Here is a 21,347-nt window from a genome sequence, read left to right on the forward strand (position 1 = left end):
GCAATCTGGGCGGCGGACTGACTGACCTATCGGTCACGGGATTCGTCGAACCCGAGATCGAACAGCACGCCAGCCGTCCGGAGCGGGACTCGTAGCCCGGCATCGGCGCGCGCACGGAGTAGCGGTAACGCGGTACCGAGGTCCGTGGCGGACTCGAGCACGGGGAGCATCGGCAAGAAGTCGCTGTCGAGATCGGCGTCGCCAGCGGATTCCACGAGCGACTCGACGGCCGGGGCGTCGTACGCGCCGTCGAAATCGACCGGTTCGGAGAAGCCGGCGTAGTAGACCCGGCCATCGGTCGTTGGCCCGAGGACCACTTCGCTCCGCCGGAGCTTCATTGCGGCGCTGTCGACGTGCTGACGGCCGAGAAACGCCGCTGTCGGCGTGACTGCCGCGGCGGTCTGGACTTCCTCGCGCTCCAGAAGGTGGGTGACGGTGTTTCCGACCCTGGCGGCGAACGTCGACCCGACCTGTACCTCGTAGCGAATCCCGTCGGTGTCGTCGAGTTCGTCTTCCAGGACGGAACGGAGCGTCTCTTCCGGGTCGTCGGCGTCGACTGAGAGCTGATCCGCCGGTCTGTAGTTCACCAGCAGTTCGGCCCCGCTCGACTGGATAGCCTCGCAGACGTCGGCGACCATCGCCCGGTAGAGCGTCGCTGCCTCGGTTTCGGTCACGACTCCGTCGTCGACCAGTCTCGGCAGGACGGCGCCTTCTTCGGGCGGGTTCGCAAACACGGCGACTGTGGTCATACCCGTCTGTGGGGCCAGTAGCGCCTTGTGAGTTGTCACTCCCGACTGCGCGTCGCTGGCAGATGATTTATTCCGGTCGATAGCGAGACGTTCCGTATGCTCGTCGCGGAACTGATGACCGACGACGTGGTCACGGTCGACCACGAGGCGATGCTCGACGACGCCGTCGAACGGCTCGTCGGCAACGGGGTGGGATCGGTCGTCGTCGTCAAGAGCGGCTATCCGTCGGGAATCGTCACCGAGACGGATGCACTGAAAGTGGCGCTCCGAATCGGTCGCCCGCTATCGGCAATCTCGGTCGACGAGGTCAGCCACAGCCCCATCGTCACGACCGCACCGGACGCGACCGTCCAGCGCGTCGCCCGGCAGATGGCCGACGAAGACGTGAAGAAGGTGCCCGTCGTCGACGACCTGGATCTGGTGGGTATCGTCACCCACTCCGACATCGTCTGGCACCTCTCGGACATCGAGGACGAGGCGACGCGGCTCGACCAGGTGAGGGACCGCTGGGAGTCACGAACGCGATTCTGACCTATCGCCCGCGGCGGCCCTTGGTCTGGCGGTAATCGCGACCGAGCGTCTCGCTAAAGTGCTCGAGGAATACCGTCCGCTGGTCGTCGGTCTGCTCGGCGGGATCGATCATCGGCATGATCTCGAACCCGCGACCGCGGATGGTCGTCGCGTGGCGCTCCTCGACGTCGAGTTCGTCCTCGGAGAAGGTCGTGTACTCGAAGGCAAGTTCGTTCAGCGGTCGCTGGCCGACGGGGACGAGTATCTCCGGGTTGATCATCCTGATCTCGCTGTTGAGGTACGGCTCGCAGTTCTGGACCTCCCGGTCGGTCGGCTCGCGTTCTGGGTGGCGACATCGAGCAGTGTATGTGAGAAAGACGTTCGAGAGCTCGGGCTCGGCCGCGTCGGGGTCCTCGCACATGTCGACCGCAGCGAGCACGTCAAGCACGCCCCGCTCTTCGTCGCCGAGGAACGGAATTCCGGCCTCGTCGGCGGCTTCGCTGGGTGAACCACCGAGGACGACGAACTCCGCGCCGACGTCGCCGTAGCCGTGTGCGATGGTCGTCCGCGCCTCGCAGAGCTCGGGACAGTTCTCGCACTCCTCGTCCATCCCGAAGGGGTTCGACGCCGATTCCTGTCTCGCGTCCATTGACTCCGGAGACGAGTTCGTCGCGTAAAACCGCGGCGACTGCCGGTCGATGTGCTGGCCGAGAACGCTCGATGCCGATTACTCCTCGTCGACGGACCGGGCGACGGTGTCGGCGTCGTCGGGGTCGTTCTGCGGACTCGACGGGTGGTAGTCCGTGTCGTATTCTCCGGGCTGTCCGTCGAGGCGGTCCGGATTGATCCGCCCGCCCAGGAGCATGAAGTCCAGGATCGTGCAGTACAGCATCGCCTCGACGACCGGAACACCGCGGGGCGGAAGCACGGGGTCGTGTCGGCCGACGACCTGTATCTCTTTCTTCTCGCCCGTCTCCCAGTCGACGGTCTGCTGTTTCGACGGGATAGACGTGGGCGCGTGGAGCGTCACTTCGCCGTAGATGGGGTCCCCTGTCGTGATGCCGCCCTGGAGGCCGCCGTGGTCGTTACCGACTGGCGTCGGGTCACCGTCCTCGTCGAACTCCCAGTCCTCGTTGCGGTCGAGTCCAGACACCTCGCGGGCCTCCTTCCCGAGGCCGAACTCGAAGGCCGTCACGGCCGGAATCGCGAACATCGCCTGGCCGAGGCGGGCGGGCACCTGGTCGAACCGCGGCGCGCCGAGGCCGCGGGGCACGCCCTGGCACTCGAAGTAGATGGACCCGCCGATGGAGTTGCCCTCCTGCTGGTACTCGTCGGCCAGGTCGCGCATCTCCTCGGCCGTCTCGGGGTGGCCACACCGGACGTCGTTCTCCTCGCTGTGTTCGAGCATCTCCTCGAAGCTGACCTCGGGCGCTTCGATGTCTCCGAGCTGGTTGACGTGGGCCTTGATCTGGATATCGAACTCGGACTGTTCGAGGACCTGTTTTGCCACCGCTCCGGCAGCGACCCAGTTGACTGTCTCCCGAGCAGAAGACCGCCCACCGCCGCCCCAGTTTCGGGTGCCGAACTTGGCGGAGTACGTGAAGTCGCCGTGTGAGGGCCGCGGCGCCGTGATGAACGGCTCGTACTTCCCCGAGCGGGCGTCCTTGTTCTCGATGACCATCCCGATTGGCATCCCGGAGGTGTAGCCGTCCTGGACGCCGGACTTGATGGAGACGGCGTCGGGTTCGCCCCGCGAGGTAGTTATCATCGACTGCCCGGGCTTCCGCCGGTCCAGGTCGCGCTGGATGTCCTCCTCGGAGAGTTCCACGCCGGCGGGCACGCCGGAGACGGTACAGCCCATCGCTTCCCCGTGGCTCTCGCCGAAGGTGGTAAAGCGGAAGAGACGACCGAACTCGTTTCCGTTCATTACGAACGTGTGCGACGCGGGGGCATTTCAAGCTTACAGTCCGGCCGAGGGTTCAAATAGCGGAACGGGGCCAGACTGCCCGTGATCTGACCGTCGCCCCGCGTCGGGCAGCGGTAGCACGGCACGTCGACGTGGGTCAGAAGAGTGCCGTCTGTTCGCTACTTCAGAGCCAGGCGACCGATGTTATCGGTCGACAGTCGCTCCCAGGTCGTACAGCACGTCGAAGAACTCCGGGAAGGAGACGTCGACGTGTTCGGCCCCCTCGACGGTCGTCTCGCCGTCGGCGACCAGCCCGGCGATGGCGAGCGACATGATGATCCGGTGGTCGGCGCGCCCGTCGACGGTTGCGCCCTGGAGGTCACTCGCGCTGCCGTGAATCGTCAGTGTGTCCTGCTCCTCGTCGACGCTGGCGCCCATCGCGGTGAGTTCCTCGGCCATCGCGCTCACGCGGTCCGTCTCCTTGTAGCGGACGTGCTCGCAGTCGACGATGCGCGTCGTCCCGTCGGCGACGGCCCCGAGCGTCGCGATAGTGGGGAGGAGGTCGGGCGTGTCGGCGACGCTCACCTCGACGCCAGTGAGATCCGACTTCCTCGCGGTGATGACGCCGTCGTCCTTGTTCCAGTCGACGTCGCCTCCCATCCGGTCGACGACGTCGACGATGGCCGTGTCGCCCTGCGCGCTCGGGTACGCGGAGGTGATGGTCAGTTCGTCCTCCGCGGCGAGGACCCCCGCCGCGAGCAGGTAGGAGATAGAAGAGAAGTCCCCGGGGACGTGGTACTCCCCGTCTTCGGGTTCGTAGTGCTGCCCGCCGGGGACGGTGAACCCGTCCGCCGTCTGCTCGGCATCGACCCCGAACGCGTCGAGCACTTCGAGCGTGATGTCGACGTAGGGCGCGCTCTTGAGTTCGGTCTCCAGCGAGATATCGATCCCGTCTTCGGAGACTGCGCCGGCCATCAGCAGCGCGGTGATGTACTGCGACGAGACGTCGCCCGGGATGGACACGTCGCCGCCGGTGACGTCGCCGCCGACCACGAGCGGTGCCTGGCCGTTGGCTCGCGTGCTTTCCGCGCGACCACCCAGGTCGTCTTCGATGGCGTCGAGCAGCGGCCCCTGCGGCCGTGACCGGAGCGAGTCGTCGCCGGTGAGGACGGTCAGCCCGTCCTGCAGGGCAGCGGTCGCGGTGACGAGTCGCATCGTCGTCCCGCTGTTGGCGCAGTTGATGACGTTCCCGGGCGTCTCCGGCTGGCCGCCGAAGCCCGCTACGTCGAGGACGGATCTGTCGTCGCGGAGGCCGACGCTGCCGCCGTAGGCGGTGACGGCGCGCATCGTGGCCTTCGTGTCGGCGCTCACGAGCGGGTCGTGGACGAGGGCGCCGTCGGCGTAGCCCGCGGCGAGGATCGCACGGTGCGTGTAGCTCTTCGACGGCGGGGCCTGGGACGTGCCCTGGACCGTCGACTGCGAGAGTCGGACGTTCATGCTGGGTCGGTCGTCGGGGCCCGACAAGAGGCTACCGGACCCGTCGGACCCGGAGCGACGGTCTACTGGACGGCCGACTTCGCGGCGCGGTTGAGCATCACGACGGCGGCGCCGACCATGACGACGTCGAGGGCGACCAGCACGGCGAGGGCGGGGACCAGTGTGTCCCAGACGCCGCCGAAGCGCGTCACCTCGATCACCGTCATGACGTCCTCGCCGAGCGTGAGTGCGCGGGCGGCGTCGACGCCGTAGGTGATCGGGTTGAACGCGGCGATGGTCTGGATCCAGCCGGGCATCACCGAGAGCGGGAGGAAGGCGCTGGAGACGAACAGCAGCGGGAACTGGAGGATGTTCGCGCCGATGATCGTCGACTCCTGGTCCCTGGTCACGAGCGCGACGATGTTCGAGAACGCCGTGAACCACAGCGAGAAGACGATGCCGACGATCAGGATGCCGACGATGCCCGGGATCCCGGTCGCATAGCGGGCACCCAGCAGCCAGCCGAGGCCGACGATGATGACGATCTGGGCAACGATCCGGCTGATCTCGGCGAGGCTCTTGCCGAGGAAGACGCCGGTTCGGCTCATCGGCGAGACCAGGATCTTGTCGAACATCCCCTCCTCGATGTCGTTCACGAGGCCGATTCCCGACGCCGCGGCGGCCGCGAGCGCCGTCTGGACGGCGATGGCCGGGACCAGGTAGGTCTCGTAGCTGATGGCCGCGCCGTTTCCGCCGATCGCGCTCGTCGCGACCTGGCCGAAGACCTGGGTGAACAGCACCAGGAAGATGACCGGCTGGAGGAGCGAGCCGGTGAGGATGAACGGGTTCCGGACTGACTTGATCATCCAGCGCTTGTAGTTGACCCAGACGTCACCGACGAACGAGTTGCCGGTCGCCTGCTGGGACCGCTGGGATGGGTTTTCGGTGCTCATCGGGACGCCTCCACCGGTTCGGATCCGTCGCCGTCGGCGTCGAGGTCCTCGACGTGTTCCCCGGTCACGGCGAGGAAGACGTCATCCAGCGTCGGCGACCGGACGTTGAACCCGAGCACCGGGATGTCGGCGTCCCTGAGCGCGAGCAGGACGTCGGTGCCGATCTCGCGGGCGCGGGGCGACGTGATACTCAGGCCGTCGTCGGTGACGTCGATAGCGCTTCTGTCGACGGCGTCGGCGCTGGCGACGGCGTCACGGGCGCGTTCGACGTCCGGGCCGTCCTCCGCCAGTTCGACGTCGAGCACTTCGCCGCCGACTTCGCGTTTGAGTTCCTCGGGAGAACCGGTGACGACGATCTCGCCGTCGTGGATGACCGAGATGCGGTCGCAGAGCTGGTCGGCCTCTTCGAGGTACTGGGTGGTGAGAACGATGGTCGTGCCCTCCTCGTTGATCCGTTCGAAGTACTCCCAGAGGCGGTTCCGCGCGGCAGGGTCGAGCCCGGTGGTGGGCTCGTCGAGGAAGACGAGCGGTGGCCGGTGGACGAGTGCGGTCGCGGCGTCGAGGCGCTTCTTCATCCCGCCGGAGAAGTCGTTGGCGCGCTTGTCGGCGACGTCGGCCAGGTCTGCCAGTTCGAGCAGTTCGTCGATGCGGTCGGCGCGCTTGCTCCGGGGGACGCCGTAGGCCTCGCAGGCGAACCGGATGTTCTCCCTCGCGGTGAGGTCGTTGTCGATGCTCGTCTCCTGGGCCATGTAGCCGATGGTGCGCCGGACGTCGCGGGGTCGGTCGACGACGTCGAACCCGTTGACGTGGACGGACCCGCCGGTGGGTTGCAACAGCGTGGATAGCACTTTGATCGTCGTCGTCTTCCCGGCACCGTTCGGTCCGAGGAAACCGAACAGTTCGCCTTCGGGAACCTGCAGGTCGACGTCGCGGACGGCCCGCGTGCCGTCGCTGTAGGTCAGTTCCAGCCCGTCGACGTCGATGGCGAACTCACCCACGATACCCCCTCCGTGGTCCGGTGCGATATCCGTTCACGGCTCCACTCTCGAACGCGACCGACAAATACTGTCGTGCTCTCTCAGCGAGTGATTCGGGACCGGGTCGTTTCGGTTCCCGCAACTATCTTCCCGGCCCACAGGCGTCCGCGCTGGCGCCGGAACCCCGGAATTCGTCCGAAGGAGCGGTCACGTTCGCCCGTACGCGAACCCCTATAAAGGAGAGAGCGATACGAACTGTCATGGACGATATTTACGTCGCACGACTCATGTCCACCTCGCTCGTAACGGTCACGCCCGAGACGCTCGTCGAAGAGGCTGCCACGCTCATGCTCAGCGAGGACATCAGTTCGCTCCTCGTCACGAACGACGACGGCGAACTGGAGGGGATCCTGACGACGACCGACTTCGTCGACATCGTCTCCAAGAGCCACCCGAAGGCCGAGACGGCCGTCTCGCGGTACATGACGACCGACCTGTACACGACGACGGCCCAGACCCCTGTCCAGGAAGTCGCCGAGGAGATGGTCGACCGGGGGATCCACCACGTGCCCGTCGTCGACCCCGAGGAGGGTGTCATCGGCATCGTCACGACGTCAGACCTGGCCGCGTACGTCTCCAGCCTCTAGGTGGCCTGCTGGACGTCCCGGTGACGCCAGAGCCAAGGCACTGGCGAGCGGACTCGTCGGTATGGACCCGGACTTTTCGCGACTCGACGCGTCCCTGGCTGAACGGGACGTCGACGGCTATCTGATCGACGCCGACTCGGAGAACGCCGACCAGTACTACCTCTCGGGGTTCGACGCCCCCGACCCGTTCGTGACGCTGTACGACGGCGAGGTCCACCTGTTGTTCGGCCGGAGCCTGGAGTACGGGCGAGCGAAGCGCGAGGCTCGCGCCGCCACCGTCGAGCGGAACGTCGACTTCGACTATCGCGAGAAGGTCGCCGAACACGGGGCCGACGAGGCGCCGTTCCACGTCCTCGCCGAGTTCCTGCGTTCCTATGGCGTGGAGTCGGTCGCGGTGCCACCCCGATTCCCCGTCTCGGTCGCGGACGCGCTCCGCGACCTGGGAATCACCGTCGAACCGGACCGTGACAGCGTCGTGACGGACGTCCGGGCGAGGAAGACCGACGCGGAGGTGGAACTGATCCGCGACGCCCAGGCCGCCAACGAGAAGGCCATGGCCGCGGCGGAGCGGCTGTTTCGGGAGGCCGGCGTCGACGACGACGGGAAACTCACTTACGACGGAGACGTGCTCACCAGCGAGCGCGTCAAGGAGGAGATAGAGGTGACGCTGTTGCGGGACGGCTGCGCCCTCGACCAGACCATCGTCGCCGGCGGGTCGGACGCGGCGGACCCCCACGACCGGGGAAGTGGGCCGTTCCGGGCCGACGAGCCCATCATCGTTGACATCTTCCCGCGGAACAAGGCGACGAAGTACAACGGCGACATGACGCGGACTTTCCTCGTCGGCGAGGCGAGCGAGACTGTCCGTGAGTGGTACGACCTCACCAGGCGCGCGTACGAGGCGGCCCTCGACGCGGTCGAACCCGGCGCGACCGGGGCGGACGTCCACGACGCCGCGTGCGAGGTGTACGAAGACGCCGGCGAACAGACGCTGCGTAGCGACGAGTCGGCCGAGACCGGGTTCATCCACAGCACGGGCCACGGCGTCGGCCTCGACGTCCACGAACAGCCCAGCGTCGGCCCAAACGGCGGCGAACTCGAGCCGGGCCACGTCATCACCATCGAACCCGGCCTCTACGACCCCGACGTCGGCGGCGTCCGCCTCGAAGACCTCGTCGTCGTCACCGAGGACGGCTACGAGAACCTGACGGACTACCCGATGGAACTGGTCGTCTAACTGGCCGCGCGCTCCGCGATCACCGGTCGTCCCACGCAGAACGAGGCTCTCGCCGTCGAGTTCTCGGGTTCGTTACAAAACGTCAGTTCAGCGAGTGCTTTAGTCGCTATTCTGTGAATACCCGTCCGATACCGATGAACGCGATACGCGCCCACGAGTTCGGCGATCCGGACGTGCTCGCCCTGGAGGACGTGTCACAGCCCGAGCCAGCGGCCGATGAGGCCCTGGTCCGCGTCCACGCAGCCAGCGTCAATCCGATCGACTGGATCGTTCGCAGAGGGGAGTTCGACGACCCGATCCGGGCGACCCGTCCGTGGATACCGGGGTGGGACCTGTCCGGCGTCGTCGAATCGATCGGGTCCGACGTCGAGACGCTATCCCCCCACGATGCCGTTCACGGGATGGTTCGGATGCCTCGGTCGGGCAGCGCGTACGCGGAGTACGCGACCGTCCCTGCGGACGAGGTTGTCCGGAAGCCCGCCTCCCTCGACCACGTCGGAGCGGCCGCGGTGCCCATGGTGGGACTCACGGCGTGGCGGGCACTCTTCGAGGAAGTCAGCGTCGGCCCTGGTGACCGCGTGCTGATTCACGCCGCAGCGGGAGGCGTCGGACACGTCGCCGTCCAGCTGGCGAAGGAGGCTGGGGCGACGGTCGTGGGCACGGCCTCTGGGAACAACGAGCGGTTTCTCCGCGACCTGGGCGTCGACGAGTTCGTCGACTATCGCATCGAGCGATTCGAAGCGGTCGTCGACGACGTCGACGTCGTGCTCGACGGTGTCGGTGGCGATACGCTGGAGCGGTCGGCCGAAGTTCTGGTCGAAGGGGGGGACCTCGTCACTCTCCCGGTGGAACCTGACGCCGAACAGCGGGACCGACTTCGCCGCGAACACGGCGTCGAAACCCACTGGTTCAGCGTCGAACCGGACGCCGCCGTCCTGGGTGAGATCGACGCTCTGGTCGACGAAGGACGGGTCGAACCCGTGGTCAGCGAAACGTACCCCCTGGCGGAGGCAGCGGCGGCTCACGACGAGAGCGAGACGGGCCACGTCAGAGGGAAACTGGTGCTCGATGTTCGAGCCGAATCCGACGCGTAGGCTCTGCCGAGGGAGCTCTGTTTCGGGACTTCGGGATGGCTGTCGGCGCTTCGGACCCCACAACGCCTATCCGGTCCGACGGCAAAGCCGGGGTATGGCCGACTACACCACGGTTTCCATCCCGAAAGATCTCGCGGAGCGAGTCGAGGAGACCATCGAGGGGACCAGTTTTTCGAGCACGAGCGACCTCGTCCGGTTCCTCCTGCGGAGCATCGTCATCCAGCACCAGCGGGAAGGTGAACTCACGGAGGCGCAGTTCCAGGACATCGCCGACCAGCTCAGGGACCTGGGGTACATCGAGGACTAGCGGAACGGGGGACTACTCCAGCACTTCTTCCGGCGGCTCCACGTCGAGCAGTTCCAGCTCCTGCTGGTCTCCCCGCCGGTCGAAGGCGGCCAGGGACGCCTCCTCCCACGGCGGGACGGCGACGAACACCACTTCGTGGAGGTCGTCCGCCTTCGTCAGCGAGAGGTTCCCGTCCGGGTGTGAGACGAATCTCCCCTGGGTCTGTCCGACGGGGGTCCCCAGGTCCACGCCGAAGACGGCGTTGACCGACCCACCGGCGCTGGGCATGTAGAAGTGCGTGAACACGGGCGTCTCGGGCGGCAGGTCGGTCTCCGGGAGCTCGATGGCTTGCGTGACGGCGATGGAGATCGTCACCGAGTCGGGATCGGCCTCCTCGGCCATCCGCAGGAGCGTCTCGACCAGGCCACGAGTCGCGTAGATCACGGCCGTAATTGCGTGTCTGTGGACATAATGTCGTCGCTACACGGGCAGGAACTCGCGGACGGTCTTCGCGTACAGCGATGGCGCGCGCGACCTGGACCCACCGAGCGCGTCCACGAGCGCGTCTGTCGCGTCGTCGAGGACGCCTTCGCCGTGCCCGACGAGGATCCGCTCGGGCGAGAGCCGACCGAGTTTCTTCGGCGGGAACAGCCGAAGCATGGGGTGGACGCCGAGGCGCTCGATTCCGCTCAGGAAGAAGTCGGCGGTGCCCAGTGCCTCGGGGACGACGAGCGTGCCAGTGTCCTCCCCGTAGAGTGCGGCCTCCTGCCAGAACGGCAGGTCGACGACCTGGTGGACGCCGTACTCGGTATCGCCCAGCTGGGCGTGGAGCGGTTCGACCGGCGCGTCGACCTTCTCCTCGACGCCGGACATCCACCGGGGGACGTGGACCGAGACGTCGTGGCGGTTCGCGACGACGTCGGCGTCGCGCGTGTGACGGTCCAGCAGGAGGACGACGCCGGCGACGTCGCCGAACTCCGCGAACAGGTCGTCGATTCCGTCGGCGTCGACAGGGTCCACGACCCAGACCTCGCCGTCGGCTTCCAGCGCGTGGCTGGCCCGTTGCATCTCCTCCTCTGGATGGGCCATCCAGCCCACCCCGTGGTCCCAGCGGTCGATTTCTCGCCACTCGGCAGCAGGTCCGGACGCTTTCATCGTCATGTGCGGACGTAGGCCCGTGCGCCGTATAAATACGGCGAGCGGAGCGACGGAGCTGCTGGTGTGGTAGCGGGCGGAACCCGCACACGGACGTTCGGGCGAACGACTTTCTGCTGACCGGACGAAGCGCGGGTATGCTTTCGACGCCGCGGTGGCTGGCGCTGGAGGTGACGTACCTCGACCGGGCCAGGTCGTTCTACGAGTCGGTCCTCGACCTGCCCGTCGTGCGCGAGGCCGAACGGGAGGTCGCCTTCGACGTCGGTAAGACCGAACTCCGGTTGCGCGCGCCCGGCGACATCCCGCGTGGCGGCCTCCACACCCACTACGCGCTGTCGGTCCCGAGCGTGGCGTACGACGACTGGTACGAACGGCTGGACGAGCGATTCGACCTCGTGGAGCACCAGTTCGGTGACACCCGGTCGCTGTACTTCGACGATCCAGACGGTCACTGTGTGGAACTCGCCGGGTCTAACGTCGACAGTCTCGCTGTGGACGGCCCCGTCGTCGTCGGCCTGTTCGAGGTCGTTCTGGAGGTCGAGGAACTGGAACCGGCCCGCGTCTTCTACCAGCGCCTCGGCTTCGAACCGGTCGACCACGGCGACGAGCGTCGGCGGGTGCGGATGACCGGCGGCGACGTCGACCTGGAACTGTGGGAACCTCAGCTCGGCCTCGCCGACGGCCGCGGCGGCGTCCACGTGGACTGGGGCATCACCGCCGAGGACGCGGAAATCGCCGCTGATCGGGTGACACGGGATGCCCTGGCTATCGACGAGGTGGAGTCAGGTTTTCGAATCCGGGACCCCGACGGCCACTATCTCACGTTGTGCGAAGAATAGATCTCGGAACCGGTCAGTCGAATCGGTTCACTCCAGGCGGTCCCTGTCGATGGCGACTCCCGGCGGCGTGACGACGAGGAACCCCCGGAAGTGCATCAGTTCGCCGCCGCCCTCTTTCACGTCGCGCGCGAACGTCGACGCGAGTTCGTTCAGGTCGCCGTCGACGTCGAGCACGAGGACGTCGCCGTCGTCTATCATGTCGAGCCACTCCTCCGGCGGTGTGGAGTCGTCCAGCACCGCCAGGACGACGCGGTTACTCCCCTCTTCTCCCTCGTTCCCCTCGTCCATCTGGTCCTCCACGGCCTGCAGGTCCAGTCCCTCGAAGTCGCTCATGGGAGAGTGGTTGCAGTGGACCGAGAAAAATCCTCCCCTGGCGAACCGGACTCGTCGACCCCGAGCGGACTACTGGGTCGTCGCGAACTCGTCCGGTCAGTCGACCTGTCGCCAGGTGGGGTCCGTTTCGAGCCGAGACCCGTCGGATTCGAAGTCTCTCAGGGCGGCGCCGTAGAATCGTTCTCTCCCGACCGGTGTGTGTAGCCTGAGGAGAACGGTCGCACTCGTAACGCGGTAGACGGTCAGTCTCCAGGGTGTCTCGACGTGCGACCAGGTGACGTAACGGGTCGACTCGTCGTCTTCCACGATGCGGGAGCCGAGTTCCCAGCTCAGTCGACTCAGATGAGGGATATCGAAGGGCACGACCGCCGGGAGGTCGGCCGCGTCGCCGCATTCTCCCCGGGAGATATGGGCAGCCATACCACGACTGTTGACGGTCCGTCCTGAAAAACGTCGCTGTTTCCAGTCGGCGTGACTGGACCGGCGTCCGAACGCGCTACAGTCCGTGAGCGCCTGCAGGACCGAGTCGTTCCACGCCAACGGCTCTCACGCCTGCGGGTTCATGGACAGGTTTAAATACATCGCAGGGTCTGTACTCAAACGATTATGTCCAATCATAATGAGGGCACGTCGGGATCCCCGGCGGATCGAGTTCTTCCAGGGCACACTGGATTCCACTTCTGAGATTACAGAAGCAAGACTTTTCGATACGACGCTGCGCGACGGCGAGCAATCGCCACGCACGTCGTTTAGCTACGAAGACAAACGCGAGATCGCGGCCATCCTGGACGAGATGGGCACCCACGTCATCGAGGCCGGGTTCCCCGTCAACTCGGACGCGGAGTTCGAGGCCGTCCGGGACATCGCCGACGCCAGCTCCGTCACCGTCTGTGGGCTGGCCCGCGTGGTCGACAAGGACATCGAGGCGGCACTCGACTCGGGCGTCGACCTGGTGCACACGTTCGTCTCCACCAGCGACGTCCAGCTCGAAGACTCCATGCACGCGACGCGCGAGGAAGCGCTCGAGAGCGCGGTGGAGTCCGTCGAGCGCGTCAAAGAGGCCGGCGTCGAGTGCATGTTCTCCCCGATGGACGCCACGCGGACCGACAGCGAGTTCCTCATCGACGTCATCGAGGCCGTCTCGGAGGTCGACGTCGACTGGATCAACATCCCCGACACCTGCGGGGTGGCCACGCCGCGACGCTTCTACGACCTCATCGAAGAGGTCGTCAGTCACACCGACGCCCGGGTCGACGTCCACACGCACGACGACTTCGGCCTGGCGGCGGCCAACGCCATCTCCGGCTACGAGGCCGGGGCGGCACAGGCCCAGGTCAGCGTCAACGGCATCGGCGAGCGCGCCGGCAACGCGGCCTACGAGGAGGTCGTGATGGCGCTGGAGAGCCTGTACGACGTCGACACGGGCATCGACACGACCCGGATCACCGAACTCTCGAACGTCATCGAGGAGAAGTCGGGCATCGACACGCCCGCCAACAAGCCCATCGTGGGGACCAACGCCTTCTCCCACGAGAGCGGCATCCACGCGGCCGGGGTCATCGAGAACTCCGACACCTTCGAGCCGGGCGTCATGACCCCCGAGATGGTCGGGGCCAGGCGCCAGCTCGTCCTCGGTAAGCACACGGGGCAACACTCCGTACGCGAACGGCTCGTCGAGGCGGGCTACGACCCGACCGACGACCAGGTCCGGGAAGTAACCCGGCGCGTCAAGGACTTCGGCGCCGAGAAGAAGCGCGTCACCGTCGAAGAACTGACGCGCTTCGCCGACGACGTCGGCGTCGAGGAGACAGAAGAGGAGGTCAGGCTCTAGGATGACCTCCGTCGCGGATTCGACCGCCGGCCAGCGACTGGTGTCGGTGGCGGTGTTTGACGGGCAGAACGCGTCTCGGGAGGCGGGATCGCGACGCCGCGCAGCAGCGCTTCGGGACGGCCTGTCACAGAAGTCTTATTACGGGTGCGGAACAGAAATTCGTACTGATGACGGCGCACGCTGCACGAAGGGATCGCCCCGCCGGCAGCGGCGCACTCGTTCTTCTCGCGGGTATTGTAGGGGCGCTCTAGCCCCGCACACACCACTCTCTCCGCGACGTCGTACCGGCCTTTCACGAACACAGCAGGATCTAGCAATGAACGGACACAGCACAGCACCGAGGTATCGAGGACAGACCAGACGGGGTGAGCACCGATGAGCGAGGGTGCGCCCGTCCAGCAAGAGGACGAGACGGAAGCCGAGGATGCAGCGACCGGGGACAAACCGGTCGAGACCGGCGCCGAGTCCGTCGTCCGCGCGCTCGAGAACGCCGGCGCCGAGTACGTCTTCGGCGTCCAGGGCGGGGCGATCATGCCCGTCTACGACGCGCTGTACGACTCGGACATGAACCACGTGACGATGGCCCACGAGCAGGGCGCCTCTCACGCCGCGGACGCCTACGGCATCGTCTCCGGTGAACCCGGCGTCTGCTTCGCGACGTCCGGGCCGGGGGCGACGAACCTGATCACCGGCATCGCCGACGCGAACATGGACTCGGACCCGATGATCGCCCTGACCGGGCAGGTCCCGACGAACTTCGTCGGGAACGACGCCTTCCAGGAGACGGACACGGTGGGAATCTCCCAGCCCGTCACCAAGCACAGCTACTTCGCCGACGACTCCGACACCGTCGGCTTCGACGTCAGCGAGGCGTTCGCACTCGCCGAGGAGGGCCGCCAGGGCCCGACGCTCGTCGACCTGCCCAAGGACGTCACGCAGGGCGAGACCGACGTCCAGCCCGGCGAGCCGAAGGCGCCCGACACGTACCACCCGCCCGAGGAGGCCGACGACGCGAACGTCCAGGAGGCCGCCGACGCACTCGCGGCCGCGGACCGACCGGTCATCCTCGCTGGCGGCGGCGTGATCAAGGCGAACGCGTCGAACGCGTTGCGCGACTTCGCCATCGACTACGAGGTCCCGGTCATGACGACGATGCCCGGCATCGGGAGCTTCCCCGAGGACCACGAACTCTCCCTCGAATGGGCAGGCATGCACGGCACCGGCTACGCCAACATGGCCATCACCAACACCGACTGCCTGCTCGCGATCGGGACGCGCTTCGACGACCGCCTGACCGGCGGCGTCGACTCGTTCGCTCCCGACGCCGAGGTCATCCACGTCGATATCGACCCGGCCGAGATTTCGAAGAACATCCACGCTGACTACCCGCTGATCGGGGACGCGAAGGCAGTGCTCCGGCAGCTGTACGACGCGATGCCGGCCGCGCCCGACTGCGACGAGTGGCGCGAGCAGTGCCAGACGTGGAAGGCCGAGTACCCGATGGAGTACGAGACGCCCGACGACGAACCCCTCAAGCCGCAGTACGTCGTCGAGAAGTTCTCCGAGGTGACGCCGGACGACACCATCGTCACCACCGGCGTCGGCCAGCACCAGATGTGGGCCAGCCAGTTCTGGACCTACCGCGAGCCCCGGACCTGGGTGTCCAGCCACGGGCTGGGGACGATGGGATACGGCGTGCCATCGGCCATCGGCGCCAAGCTCGCCGCGCCCGACCAGGAGGTCGTCTGCTTCGACGGCGACGGTTCCTTCCTGATGACGGTCCAGGGACTTTCCGTCGCTGTCCGGGAGAACCTGGACATCACCTACGTCGTCCTCAACAACGAGGCCGTCGGGATGGTGCGCCAGTGGCAGGACGGGTTCTACGAGGGCCGCCGGATGGCCTCTGAGTACCCGTGGATCCCTGAGTTCGACAAGCTCGCCGAGGCCTTCGGCGCCCAGGGCTTCCGACTGGAAGACTACGACGACGTCGAGGAGACCATCGAGGCCGCCCGCGAGTACGACGGCCCGTCGGTCATCGACGCCATCATCGACCCCGCGGAGAACGTCTACCCGATGGTTCCCAGCGGCGGAGACAACGGACTGTTCGCGCTGAACGAAGACCACTTGGATCAACTATGAGCGGCGGAGGAATGCCAGGACCGGCTCCGGACGAACGGATGCGTCCGGCGGGCCGGCGCAACTCGCAAGGAATTCGCATCGACCCCGAGGCCGAGGCGACCCACCAGCCCCGACAGGCGGTGCTCTCGGCGCTCGTGAAACACGAACCCGGCGTCCTCTCGGAGGTGTCGAGCCTCTTCAGCCGGCGACAGTTCAACATCGAGAGCCTCACCGTCGGGCCCACGGTGGACCACGACGTCGCCCGGATGACCATCGTCATCGAGGAGCCTGACCCGGGCGTCCAGCAGGCGAAGAAGCAACTGGAGAAGCTGGTGCCGACCATCTCGGTCGAAGAGCTGGAACCCGAGGCCACCCGACGGGAACTCGCCCTCATCAAGGTGAACGGCGAGAAGCCCGACGACGTTCAGGCCGTCGCCGACATGTACGGTGGTCAGGCCGTCGACGTGACGACCGACACCGTGACGGTCGAGCTGACCGGCAGCCAGCAGAAGATAGACGCGGCGGTCGAGGCCTTCCAGCAGTTCGACGTGCAGGAAGTCTGCCGGACCGGAACCGCAGCACTTGAGAGAGGGGCGGACACACTCGAAACTGATGACTGACGAATTCACTACCGAAGTCTACTACGACGACGACGCGGACGAAGCACAGCTAGCGGACAAGACGGTCGCGGTACTGGGCTACGGCAGCCAGGGCCACGCCCACGCGCTCAACCTCCACGAGAGCGGCGTCGACGTGGTCGTCGGCCTGCGAGAGAACTCCTCGTCGCGCGCGGCGGCCGAGGACGAGGGCCTGACCGTGGCGACGCCGAGCGAGGCGGCCGCCCAGGCCGACATCGTCTCCGTGCTGGTGCCGGACACGGTCCAGCCCGCCGTCTTCGAGGAGATCGTCGACGAACTCGAGGAGGGGGACACGCTGCAGTTCGCCCACGGGTTCAACATCCAGTACAACCAGATCCAGCCCCCGGAGCACGTCGACGTGACGATGGTCGCGCCGAAGTCGCCGGGACACCTCGTCCGCCGGAACTACGAGAAGGACCAGGGGACGCCCGGCCTCATCGCCGTCTACCAGGACGTCACGGGCGACGCCAAGGAGCAGGCGCTGGCCTACGCGAAGGGCATCGGTTGCACCCGCGCCGGCGTCATCGAGACGACGTTCCAGGAGGAAGTCGAGACCGACCTGTTCGGCGAGCAGGCCGTCCTCTGTGGCGGCGTCACGAGCCTCGTCAAGCACGGCTACGAGACGCTCGTCGACGCGGGCTACAGCCCGGAGATGGCCTACTTCGAGTGCATGAACGAGCTCAAACTCATCGTCGACCTGATGTACGAGGGCGGGCTCGGCGAGATGTGGGACTCCGTCTCCGACACCGCGGAGTACGGCGGGCTCACCAAGGGCGACGACATCGTCGACGACCACGCCCGGGAGAAGATGGAGGAAGCACTCGAAGACGTCCAGTCAGGCCGATTCGCCCAGGAGTGGATCACCGAGAACCAGGCCGGCCGACCGAGCTACACGCAGCTCCGCCAGGCCGAGAAGAACCACGAGATCGAGGACGTCGGCGAGAAGCTGCGCGACCTGTTCGCGTGGGCCGAGGAGAACAGCGGGTCCGAGGACGACGAGCAGACGAGAGTGAACGCAGACTGAGACTATGAGTACCATGCAAGACGTGGACCACACGCATCCACACACGGACGAACCGTTCGGCGCGGCGTTCCGTCGCGGCCCCGACGTGGCCGCGGACGGGGGCGAGCGTAACGGTTCGGAATCGGCAGACGAACAGCAGCCGGACGAGGAATCCATGGAAGACGTCGACCACGAGTCCCCGACCGAGGGCGCCAAACGCACCTTCGAGCGCGGGACAGAGGGTCGGGACGAGTCAGTATGAGTTCGGGAACCCTCTACGACAAGGTCTGGGACCGCCACAAGGTGACGACGCTGCCCAACGGGCAGGACCAGCTGTTCGTGGGCCTCCACCTCATCCACGAGGTCACCAGCCCGCAGGCCTTCGGCATGCTCCGGGAGCGCGACATCGACGTCGCCCGGCCGGACCTGACGCTGGCCACGGTGGACCACATCGTCCCCACCGCCGACCAGTCCCGTCCCTACGCCGACGACGCGGCCGAGAACATGATGTCCGAACTCGAAGAGAACGTCCGCGACGCGGGCATCGAGTTCCTGGACCCGCCTTCGGGCGAACAGGGCATCGTCCACGTCGTCGGCCCGGAGCAGGGGATCACCCAGCCCGGCAAGACCATCGTCTGCGGCGACAGTCACACCTCGACCCACGGCGCCTTCGGCGCGCTCGCGTTCGGTATCGGGACGAGCCAGATCCGCGACGTCCTGGCCACCCAGACCATCGCGATGGAGAAACAGAAGGTCCGAAAGATCCAGGTCGACGGCGAACTCGGCGAGGGCGTCGAGGCCAAGGACGTCATCCTGGAGATCATCCGCCGTCTCGGCACCGAAGGCGGCGTCGGCTACGTCTACGAGTACGCCGGCGAGGCCATCGAGAACCTCGACATGGAAGGGCGGATGTCCATCTGCAACATGTCCATCGAGGGCGGCGCTCGCGCGGGCTACGTCAACCCCGACGAGACCACCTACGAGTGGATGAAACAGACGGACTTCTTCCAGGAGAACCCCGAGAAGTTCGAGGAGCTGAAGCCCTACTGGGAGTCCATCCGGAGCGACGCGGACGCCGAGTACGACGACGTCGTCCACATCGACGCCTCCGAACTCGACCCCGTCGTCACCTGGGGCACCACCCCGGGACAGGGCATCGGTATCCACGACCCCATCCCAGCGCCCGAGGACCTGCCCGAGGACAAGCAGGACACCGCGCGACGCGCCCAGGAGCACATGCGCGTCGAATCCGGCGAGTCGATGGAGGGCTACGACATCGACGTCGCCTTCCTGGGCTCGTGTACCAACGCGCGCCTGCCCGACCTGCGCCGCGCCGCACGCATCGTCGAGGGCCGCGAGGTTCACGACGACGTTCGCGCGATGGTCGTCCCCGGCAGCCAGCGCGTCCAGAAACAGGCCGAGGAGGAAGGCCTCAAGGAGGTCTTCGAAGAGGCCGGCTTCGACTGGCGCAACGCCGGCTGTTCGATGTGTCTCGGCATGAACGAGGACCAGCTGGAGGGCGACGAGGCGTGTGCCTCCTCGTCCAACCGCAACTTCGTCGGCCGCCAGGGGAGCAAGGACGGTCGGACCGTCCTGATGAACCCCCGGATGGTGGCCGCCGCGGCCATCACCGGCGAGGTCTCTGACGTGCGCGACCTGAAGGAGGTGAATCTGGCGTGACGGACCCCACCGAGGAGATTCCCGAGGTCGACTACGTCGAAGGGACCGGCGTTCCCATTCGCGGAAACGATATCGACACCGATCAGATCATCCCGGCGCGGTTCATGAAGGTCGTCACCTTCGACGGCCTGGGCGAGTTCGCGTTCTTCGATCTGCGCTTCGACGACGACGACCAGGAGAAGGACCACCCCTTCAACGAGGAGCGGTTCCAGGACGCCAACGTGATGGTCGTCAACGCGAACTTCGGCTGTGGCTCCTCGCGCGAGCACGCGCCCCAGGCGCTGATGCGCTGGGGCATCGACGCCATCATCGGCGAGTCCTTCGCCGAGATCTTCGCGGGCAACTGCCTCGCGCTCGGCATCCCGACCCTCACCGCCGACCACGAGACGATCAACGAACTCCAGCAGTGGGTCGACGACAACCCGGACGGGGAACTGGAAGTCGACGTCGCGGCGGAGACGGTCCGCTACGGCGACGAGTCGGTCAGCGTCTCGGTCGACGACGCCCAGCGCCAGGCCCTCGTCGAGGGCATCTGGGACACGACGGCGCTGATGAAGGCCAACCGGAACGCCATCGACGAGACGGCCGCCTCGCTGCCGTACGTCGACTCCTGATCTGATCGCCGTCGCTCGCGGGAACTCGTTTTGCGGACCGTCGCGACTCTCACTTACGGAATCGGCTCGAACCCGGACAGGTCCCGGTTTCCGTCGCGGTGCTGTTCGAGGTAGTAGGTGACGCCCGGCTGGTGAGCGGCGCCGACGATCAGGTGGATCTCGTTCGCGTCGTCGGCGTGGTACAGCGCGTAGTCGGCCATCCGCTCGTTGCGCGCGTGCGTCACGAGTTCGAGTTCCGGGTCGTGGCGGCGCAACCACTCGCGTTCGACGGGCTGTGGGAGGAAGCGCCGCTCGTAGTAGCGCTGCAGGTCGGGGAGATACGTGGGATTGGCCGCCGCGAGTCGCCGCTTCCGGAACGACTCGAAGTCCTCGCCGGTGGCCATCGATTCCTTGTTCGTCAGGAGCGAAGACGCGACGTCGCCGAGTGCGCGGCGGACGGCGTTCTGTTCGACCGCCGCGTCCGATTCGATGATGGAGAACACGCCGGAACGGAACCGGTCGGTGAGCGTGTCCACGTCTTCCGAGAGGCTATCGAAACCCGGCGTGAGCACGTCGGCGACGCGGTTGCTCTCGTCGAGGGACTCGCGCTCTGCCATGGCCCACCGATAGTCATCCATCTCGCGCACCGCGTCGAAGTCCGCGAAGTACATCGAGCGAATGCCCTGTTCGCAGTACACCGCCGCGTCGTCGGCGATCAAGCGGGTCACGTGGGCCCGGAGAAACCGGCGCTCCGCTTTCGTGTCAGCGTGCGTGATGCCGTGGACGTGGAACTCGGTGTCGTCGACGGCGACGGTGTTTCCCGGGAGTCCGCTGCCGCCTCCACTGGCAGCCAGTTCTTTCGTGCGGAGTTCGTTCCAGGTTCGCTTGGCAGCGAAGTAGGCGGCGTGCTCGGAATCGACGCCCGTGAGCGGGACGAGGTCGGCCAGCGACCCGGCCCGTCGGAGGGCTCTGAGCCGATATCGCTCGGCGTTCGTGAGCCGCCGTCGTTCGCCCCGCTCGACTGTCATCGGTGCCTGTAGTGTCTGCGCAATTATAAATCGTCTGGCCCCAGAACCGAAAGTCGCGGGAGACGCTGTATATGGTGGTATTTCGACCCTAAATGGAGGTAATTAACGTGCCAGTGAGGACTAGTTGGGGAAAATATATTTCGCGACGTGCCGGGACGCGCGTGCGAGTCTCTGTCACTCTCTCGCAATTACTAAATCCCAGGTGGGAACACAACGAATCGAAAGGTCGATGCCGAGATGAGTACTGGTCGTTTCACGTCCGTGCTGGCTGGACAGGAGGGCGTAGTCGCCGCG

Annotated in this window: 24 protein-coding genes; 13 read left to right on the forward strand and 11 right to left on the reverse strand. The window is 66.5% G+C overall.

What is annotated here, in order from left to right; all coding sequences use genetic code 11:
• Nucleotides 1-26: 26 nt before the first annotated feature.
• Complete coding sequence (locus AC5FRV_RS03630) at nucleotides 27-749, reverse strand: hypothetical protein (protein ID WP_493559739.1); 723 nt, start codon at nucleotides 747-749, stop codon at nucleotides 27-29.
• Nucleotides 750-845: 96 nt separating this feature from the next.
• On the opposite strand from AC5FRV_RS03630, the gene AC5FRV_RS03635 reads away from it, so the two are divergent.
• Entirely contained in the window at nucleotides 846-1,280 is a 435-nt protein-coding gene (locus AC5FRV_RS03635) for a CBS domain-containing protein (RefSeq protein WP_493559740.1), read from the forward strand.
• Between the two features lies 1 nt (nucleotide 1,281).
• Here the strand turns inward: AC5FRV_RS03635 and AC5FRV_RS03640 are convergent, their stop codons facing one another.
• The 5 genes from AC5FRV_RS03640 to AC5FRV_RS03660 all read right to left on the reverse strand — a co-directional run bounded on the left by AC5FRV_RS03640 (nucleotide 1,282) and on the right by AC5FRV_RS03660 (nucleotide 6,592).
• Nucleotides 1,282-1,908 (reverse strand): uracil-DNA glycosylase, encoded by a 627-nt coding sequence (locus AC5FRV_RS03640; protein ID WP_493559741.1) that lies wholly within the window; start codon nucleotides 1,906-1,908, stop codon nucleotides 1,282-1,284.
• A 78-nt stretch (nucleotides 1,909-1,986) separates the two neighbouring features.
• Nucleotides 1,987-3,186: a chorismate synthase gene (aroC, locus tag AC5FRV_RS03645; RefSeq protein WP_493559742.1), complete on the reverse strand. Its 1,200-nt coding sequence runs from the start codon at nucleotides 3,184-3,186 to the stop codon at nucleotides 1,987-1,989.
• A gap of 183 nt (nucleotides 3,187-3,369) precedes the next feature.
• Nucleotides 3,370-4,662: a 3-phosphoshikimate 1-carboxyvinyltransferase gene (gene aroA / locus AC5FRV_RS03650; RefSeq protein WP_493559743.1), complete on the reverse strand. Its 1,293-nt coding sequence runs from the start codon at nucleotides 4,660-4,662 to the stop codon at nucleotides 3,370-3,372.
• Nucleotides 4,663-4,724: 62 nt separating this feature from the next.
• Nucleotides 4,725-5,594: an ABC transporter permease gene (locus tag AC5FRV_RS03655; RefSeq protein WP_493559744.1), complete on the reverse strand. Its 870-nt coding sequence runs from the start codon at nucleotides 5,592-5,594 to the stop codon at nucleotides 4,725-4,727.
• On the reverse strand, nucleotides 5,591-6,592 hold the full coding sequence (locus AC5FRV_RS03660) for an ABC transporter ATP-binding protein (RefSeq protein ID WP_493559745.1): 1,002 nt from the start codon (nucleotides 6,590-6,592) through the stop codon (nucleotides 5,591-5,593). The genes AC5FRV_RS03655 and AC5FRV_RS03660 overlap by 4 nt, the downstream gene beginning before the upstream one ends.
• A gap of 239 nt (nucleotides 6,593-6,831) precedes the next feature.
• Here AC5FRV_RS03660 and AC5FRV_RS03665 point away from each other — a divergent pair, with 239 nt between their 5' ends.
• The 4 genes from AC5FRV_RS03665 to AC5FRV_RS03680 all read left to right on the forward strand — a co-directional run bounded on the left by AC5FRV_RS03665 (nucleotide 6,832) and on the right by AC5FRV_RS03680 (nucleotide 9,856).
• The gene (locus tag AC5FRV_RS03665; RefSeq protein WP_493559746.1) at nucleotides 6,832-7,218 is read left to right on the forward strand and encodes a CBS domain-containing protein; all 387 of its coding nucleotides are present in this window, start codon (nucleotides 6,832-6,834) and stop codon (nucleotides 7,216-7,218) included.
• A gap of 61 nt (nucleotides 7,219-7,279) precedes the next feature.
• On the forward strand, nucleotides 7,280-8,455 hold the full coding sequence (locus AC5FRV_RS03670) for a M24 family metallopeptidase (RefSeq protein WP_493559747.1): 1,176 nt from the start codon (nucleotides 7,280-7,282) through the stop codon (nucleotides 8,453-8,455).
• Nucleotides 8,456-8,589: 134 nt separating this feature from the next.
• Nucleotides 8,590-9,549 carry an NADP-dependent oxidoreductase gene (locus tag AC5FRV_RS03675; RefSeq protein ID WP_493559748.1) on the forward strand — a complete coding sequence of 320 codons (960 nt, stop codon included), beginning with the start codon at nucleotides 8,590-8,592 and terminating at the stop codon, nucleotides 9,547-9,549.
• A 94-nt stretch (nucleotides 9,550-9,643) separates the two neighbouring features.
• On the forward strand, nucleotides 9,644-9,856 hold the full coding sequence (locus AC5FRV_RS03680; RefSeq protein WP_493559749.1) for a ribbon-helix-helix domain-containing protein: 213 nt from the start codon (nucleotides 9,644-9,646) through the stop codon (nucleotides 9,854-9,856).
• A gap of 12 nt (nucleotides 9,857-9,868) precedes the next feature.
• Here the strand turns inward: AC5FRV_RS03680 and AC5FRV_RS03685 are convergent, their stop codons facing one another.
• Nucleotides 9,869-10,279 (reverse strand): JAB/MPN domain protein-containing protein, encoded by a 411-nt coding sequence (locus AC5FRV_RS03685; RefSeq protein ID WP_493559750.1) that lies wholly within the window; start codon nucleotides 10,277-10,279, stop codon nucleotides 9,869-9,871.
• 36 nt (nucleotides 10,280-10,315) lie between these two features.
• The gene (locus tag AC5FRV_RS03690) at nucleotides 10,316-10,996 is read right to left on the reverse strand and encodes a hypothetical protein (protein WP_493559751.1); all 681 of its coding nucleotides are present in this window, start codon (nucleotides 10,994-10,996) and stop codon (nucleotides 10,316-10,318) included.
• Nucleotides 10,997-11,127: 131 nt separating this feature from the next.
• Between AC5FRV_RS03690 and AC5FRV_RS03695 the strand changes: the two genes are divergently transcribed.
• Entirely contained in the window at nucleotides 11,128-11,829 is a 702-nt protein-coding gene (locus AC5FRV_RS03695) for a VOC family protein (protein WP_493559752.1), read from the forward strand.
• A 27-nt stretch (nucleotides 11,830-11,856) separates the two neighbouring features.
• On the opposite strand, the gene AC5FRV_RS03700 is transcribed toward AC5FRV_RS03695, so the two are convergent.
• On the reverse strand, nucleotides 11,857-12,162 hold the full coding sequence (locus AC5FRV_RS03700) for a DUF5779 family protein (RefSeq protein WP_493559753.1): 306 nt from the start codon (nucleotides 12,160-12,162) through the stop codon (nucleotides 11,857-11,859).
• Nucleotides 12,163-12,258: 96 nt separating this feature from the next.
• On the reverse strand, nucleotides 12,259-12,582 hold the full coding sequence (locus tag AC5FRV_RS03705) for a hypothetical protein (protein ID WP_493559754.1): 324 nt from the start codon (nucleotides 12,580-12,582) through the stop codon (nucleotides 12,259-12,261).
• Between the two features lie 199 nt (nucleotides 12,583-12,781).
• Here AC5FRV_RS03705 and AC5FRV_RS03710 point away from each other — a divergent pair, with 199 nt between their 5' ends.
• The 7 genes from AC5FRV_RS03710 (at nucleotide 12,782) to leuD (ending at nucleotide 20,046) form a co-directional block, all read left to right on the forward strand.
• A complete protein-coding gene (locus AC5FRV_RS03710) occupies nucleotides 12,782-13,993 on the forward strand; it encodes a LeuA family protein (protein ID WP_493559755.1) in 1,212 nt (403 codons plus the stop codon).
• 375 nt (nucleotides 13,994-14,368) lie between these two features.
• Nucleotides 14,369-16,132 (forward strand): biosynthetic-type acetolactate synthase large subunit, encoded by a 1,764-nt coding sequence (ilvB, locus tag AC5FRV_RS03715; RefSeq protein ID WP_493559756.1) that lies wholly within the window; start codon nucleotides 14,369-14,371, stop codon nucleotides 16,130-16,132.
• A gap of 11 nt (nucleotides 16,133-16,143) precedes the next feature.
• The gene (gene ilvN / locus AC5FRV_RS03720; protein ID WP_493559757.1) at nucleotides 16,144-16,731 is read left to right on the forward strand and encodes an acetolactate synthase small subunit; all 588 of its coding nucleotides are present in this window, start codon (nucleotides 16,144-16,146) and stop codon (nucleotides 16,729-16,731) included.
• Nucleotides 16,724-17,773 carry a ketol-acid reductoisomerase gene (gene ilvC, locus AC5FRV_RS03725; RefSeq protein WP_493559758.1) on the forward strand — a complete coding sequence of 350 codons (1,050 nt, stop codon included), beginning with the start codon at nucleotides 16,724-16,726 and terminating at the stop codon, nucleotides 17,771-17,773. The genes ilvN and ilvC overlap by 8 nt, the downstream gene beginning before the upstream one ends.
• 4 nt (nucleotides 17,774-17,777) lie before the next feature.
• The gene (locus tag AC5FRV_RS03730) at nucleotides 17,778-18,014 is read left to right on the forward strand and encodes a DUF7989 family protein (RefSeq protein ID WP_493559759.1); all 237 of its coding nucleotides are present in this window, start codon (nucleotides 17,778-17,780) and stop codon (nucleotides 18,012-18,014) included.
• On the forward strand, nucleotides 18,011-19,432 hold the full coding sequence (gene leuC / locus AC5FRV_RS03735) for a 3-isopropylmalate dehydratase large subunit (RefSeq protein WP_493559760.1): 1,422 nt from the start codon (nucleotides 18,011-18,013) through the stop codon (nucleotides 19,430-19,432). The genes AC5FRV_RS03730 and leuC overlap by 4 nt, the downstream gene beginning before the upstream one ends.
• Nucleotides 19,429-20,046 (forward strand): 3-isopropylmalate dehydratase small subunit, encoded by a 618-nt coding sequence (gene leuD / locus AC5FRV_RS03740; RefSeq protein WP_493559761.1) that lies wholly within the window; start codon nucleotides 19,429-19,431, stop codon nucleotides 20,044-20,046. The genes leuC and leuD overlap by 4 nt, the downstream gene beginning before the upstream one ends.
• A 53-nt stretch (nucleotides 20,047-20,099) precedes the next feature.
• Here leuD and AC5FRV_RS03745 read toward each other — a convergent pair whose 3' ends face one another.
• Nucleotides 20,100-21,053 (reverse strand): hypothetical protein, encoded by a 954-nt coding sequence (locus AC5FRV_RS03745; protein ID WP_493559762.1) that lies wholly within the window; start codon nucleotides 21,051-21,053, stop codon nucleotides 20,100-20,102.
• Between the last annotated feature and the right edge of the window lie 294 nt (nucleotides 21,054-21,347).

The sequence above is a fragment of the Halomicrobium sp. HArcel3 genome (assembly GCF_058933135.1).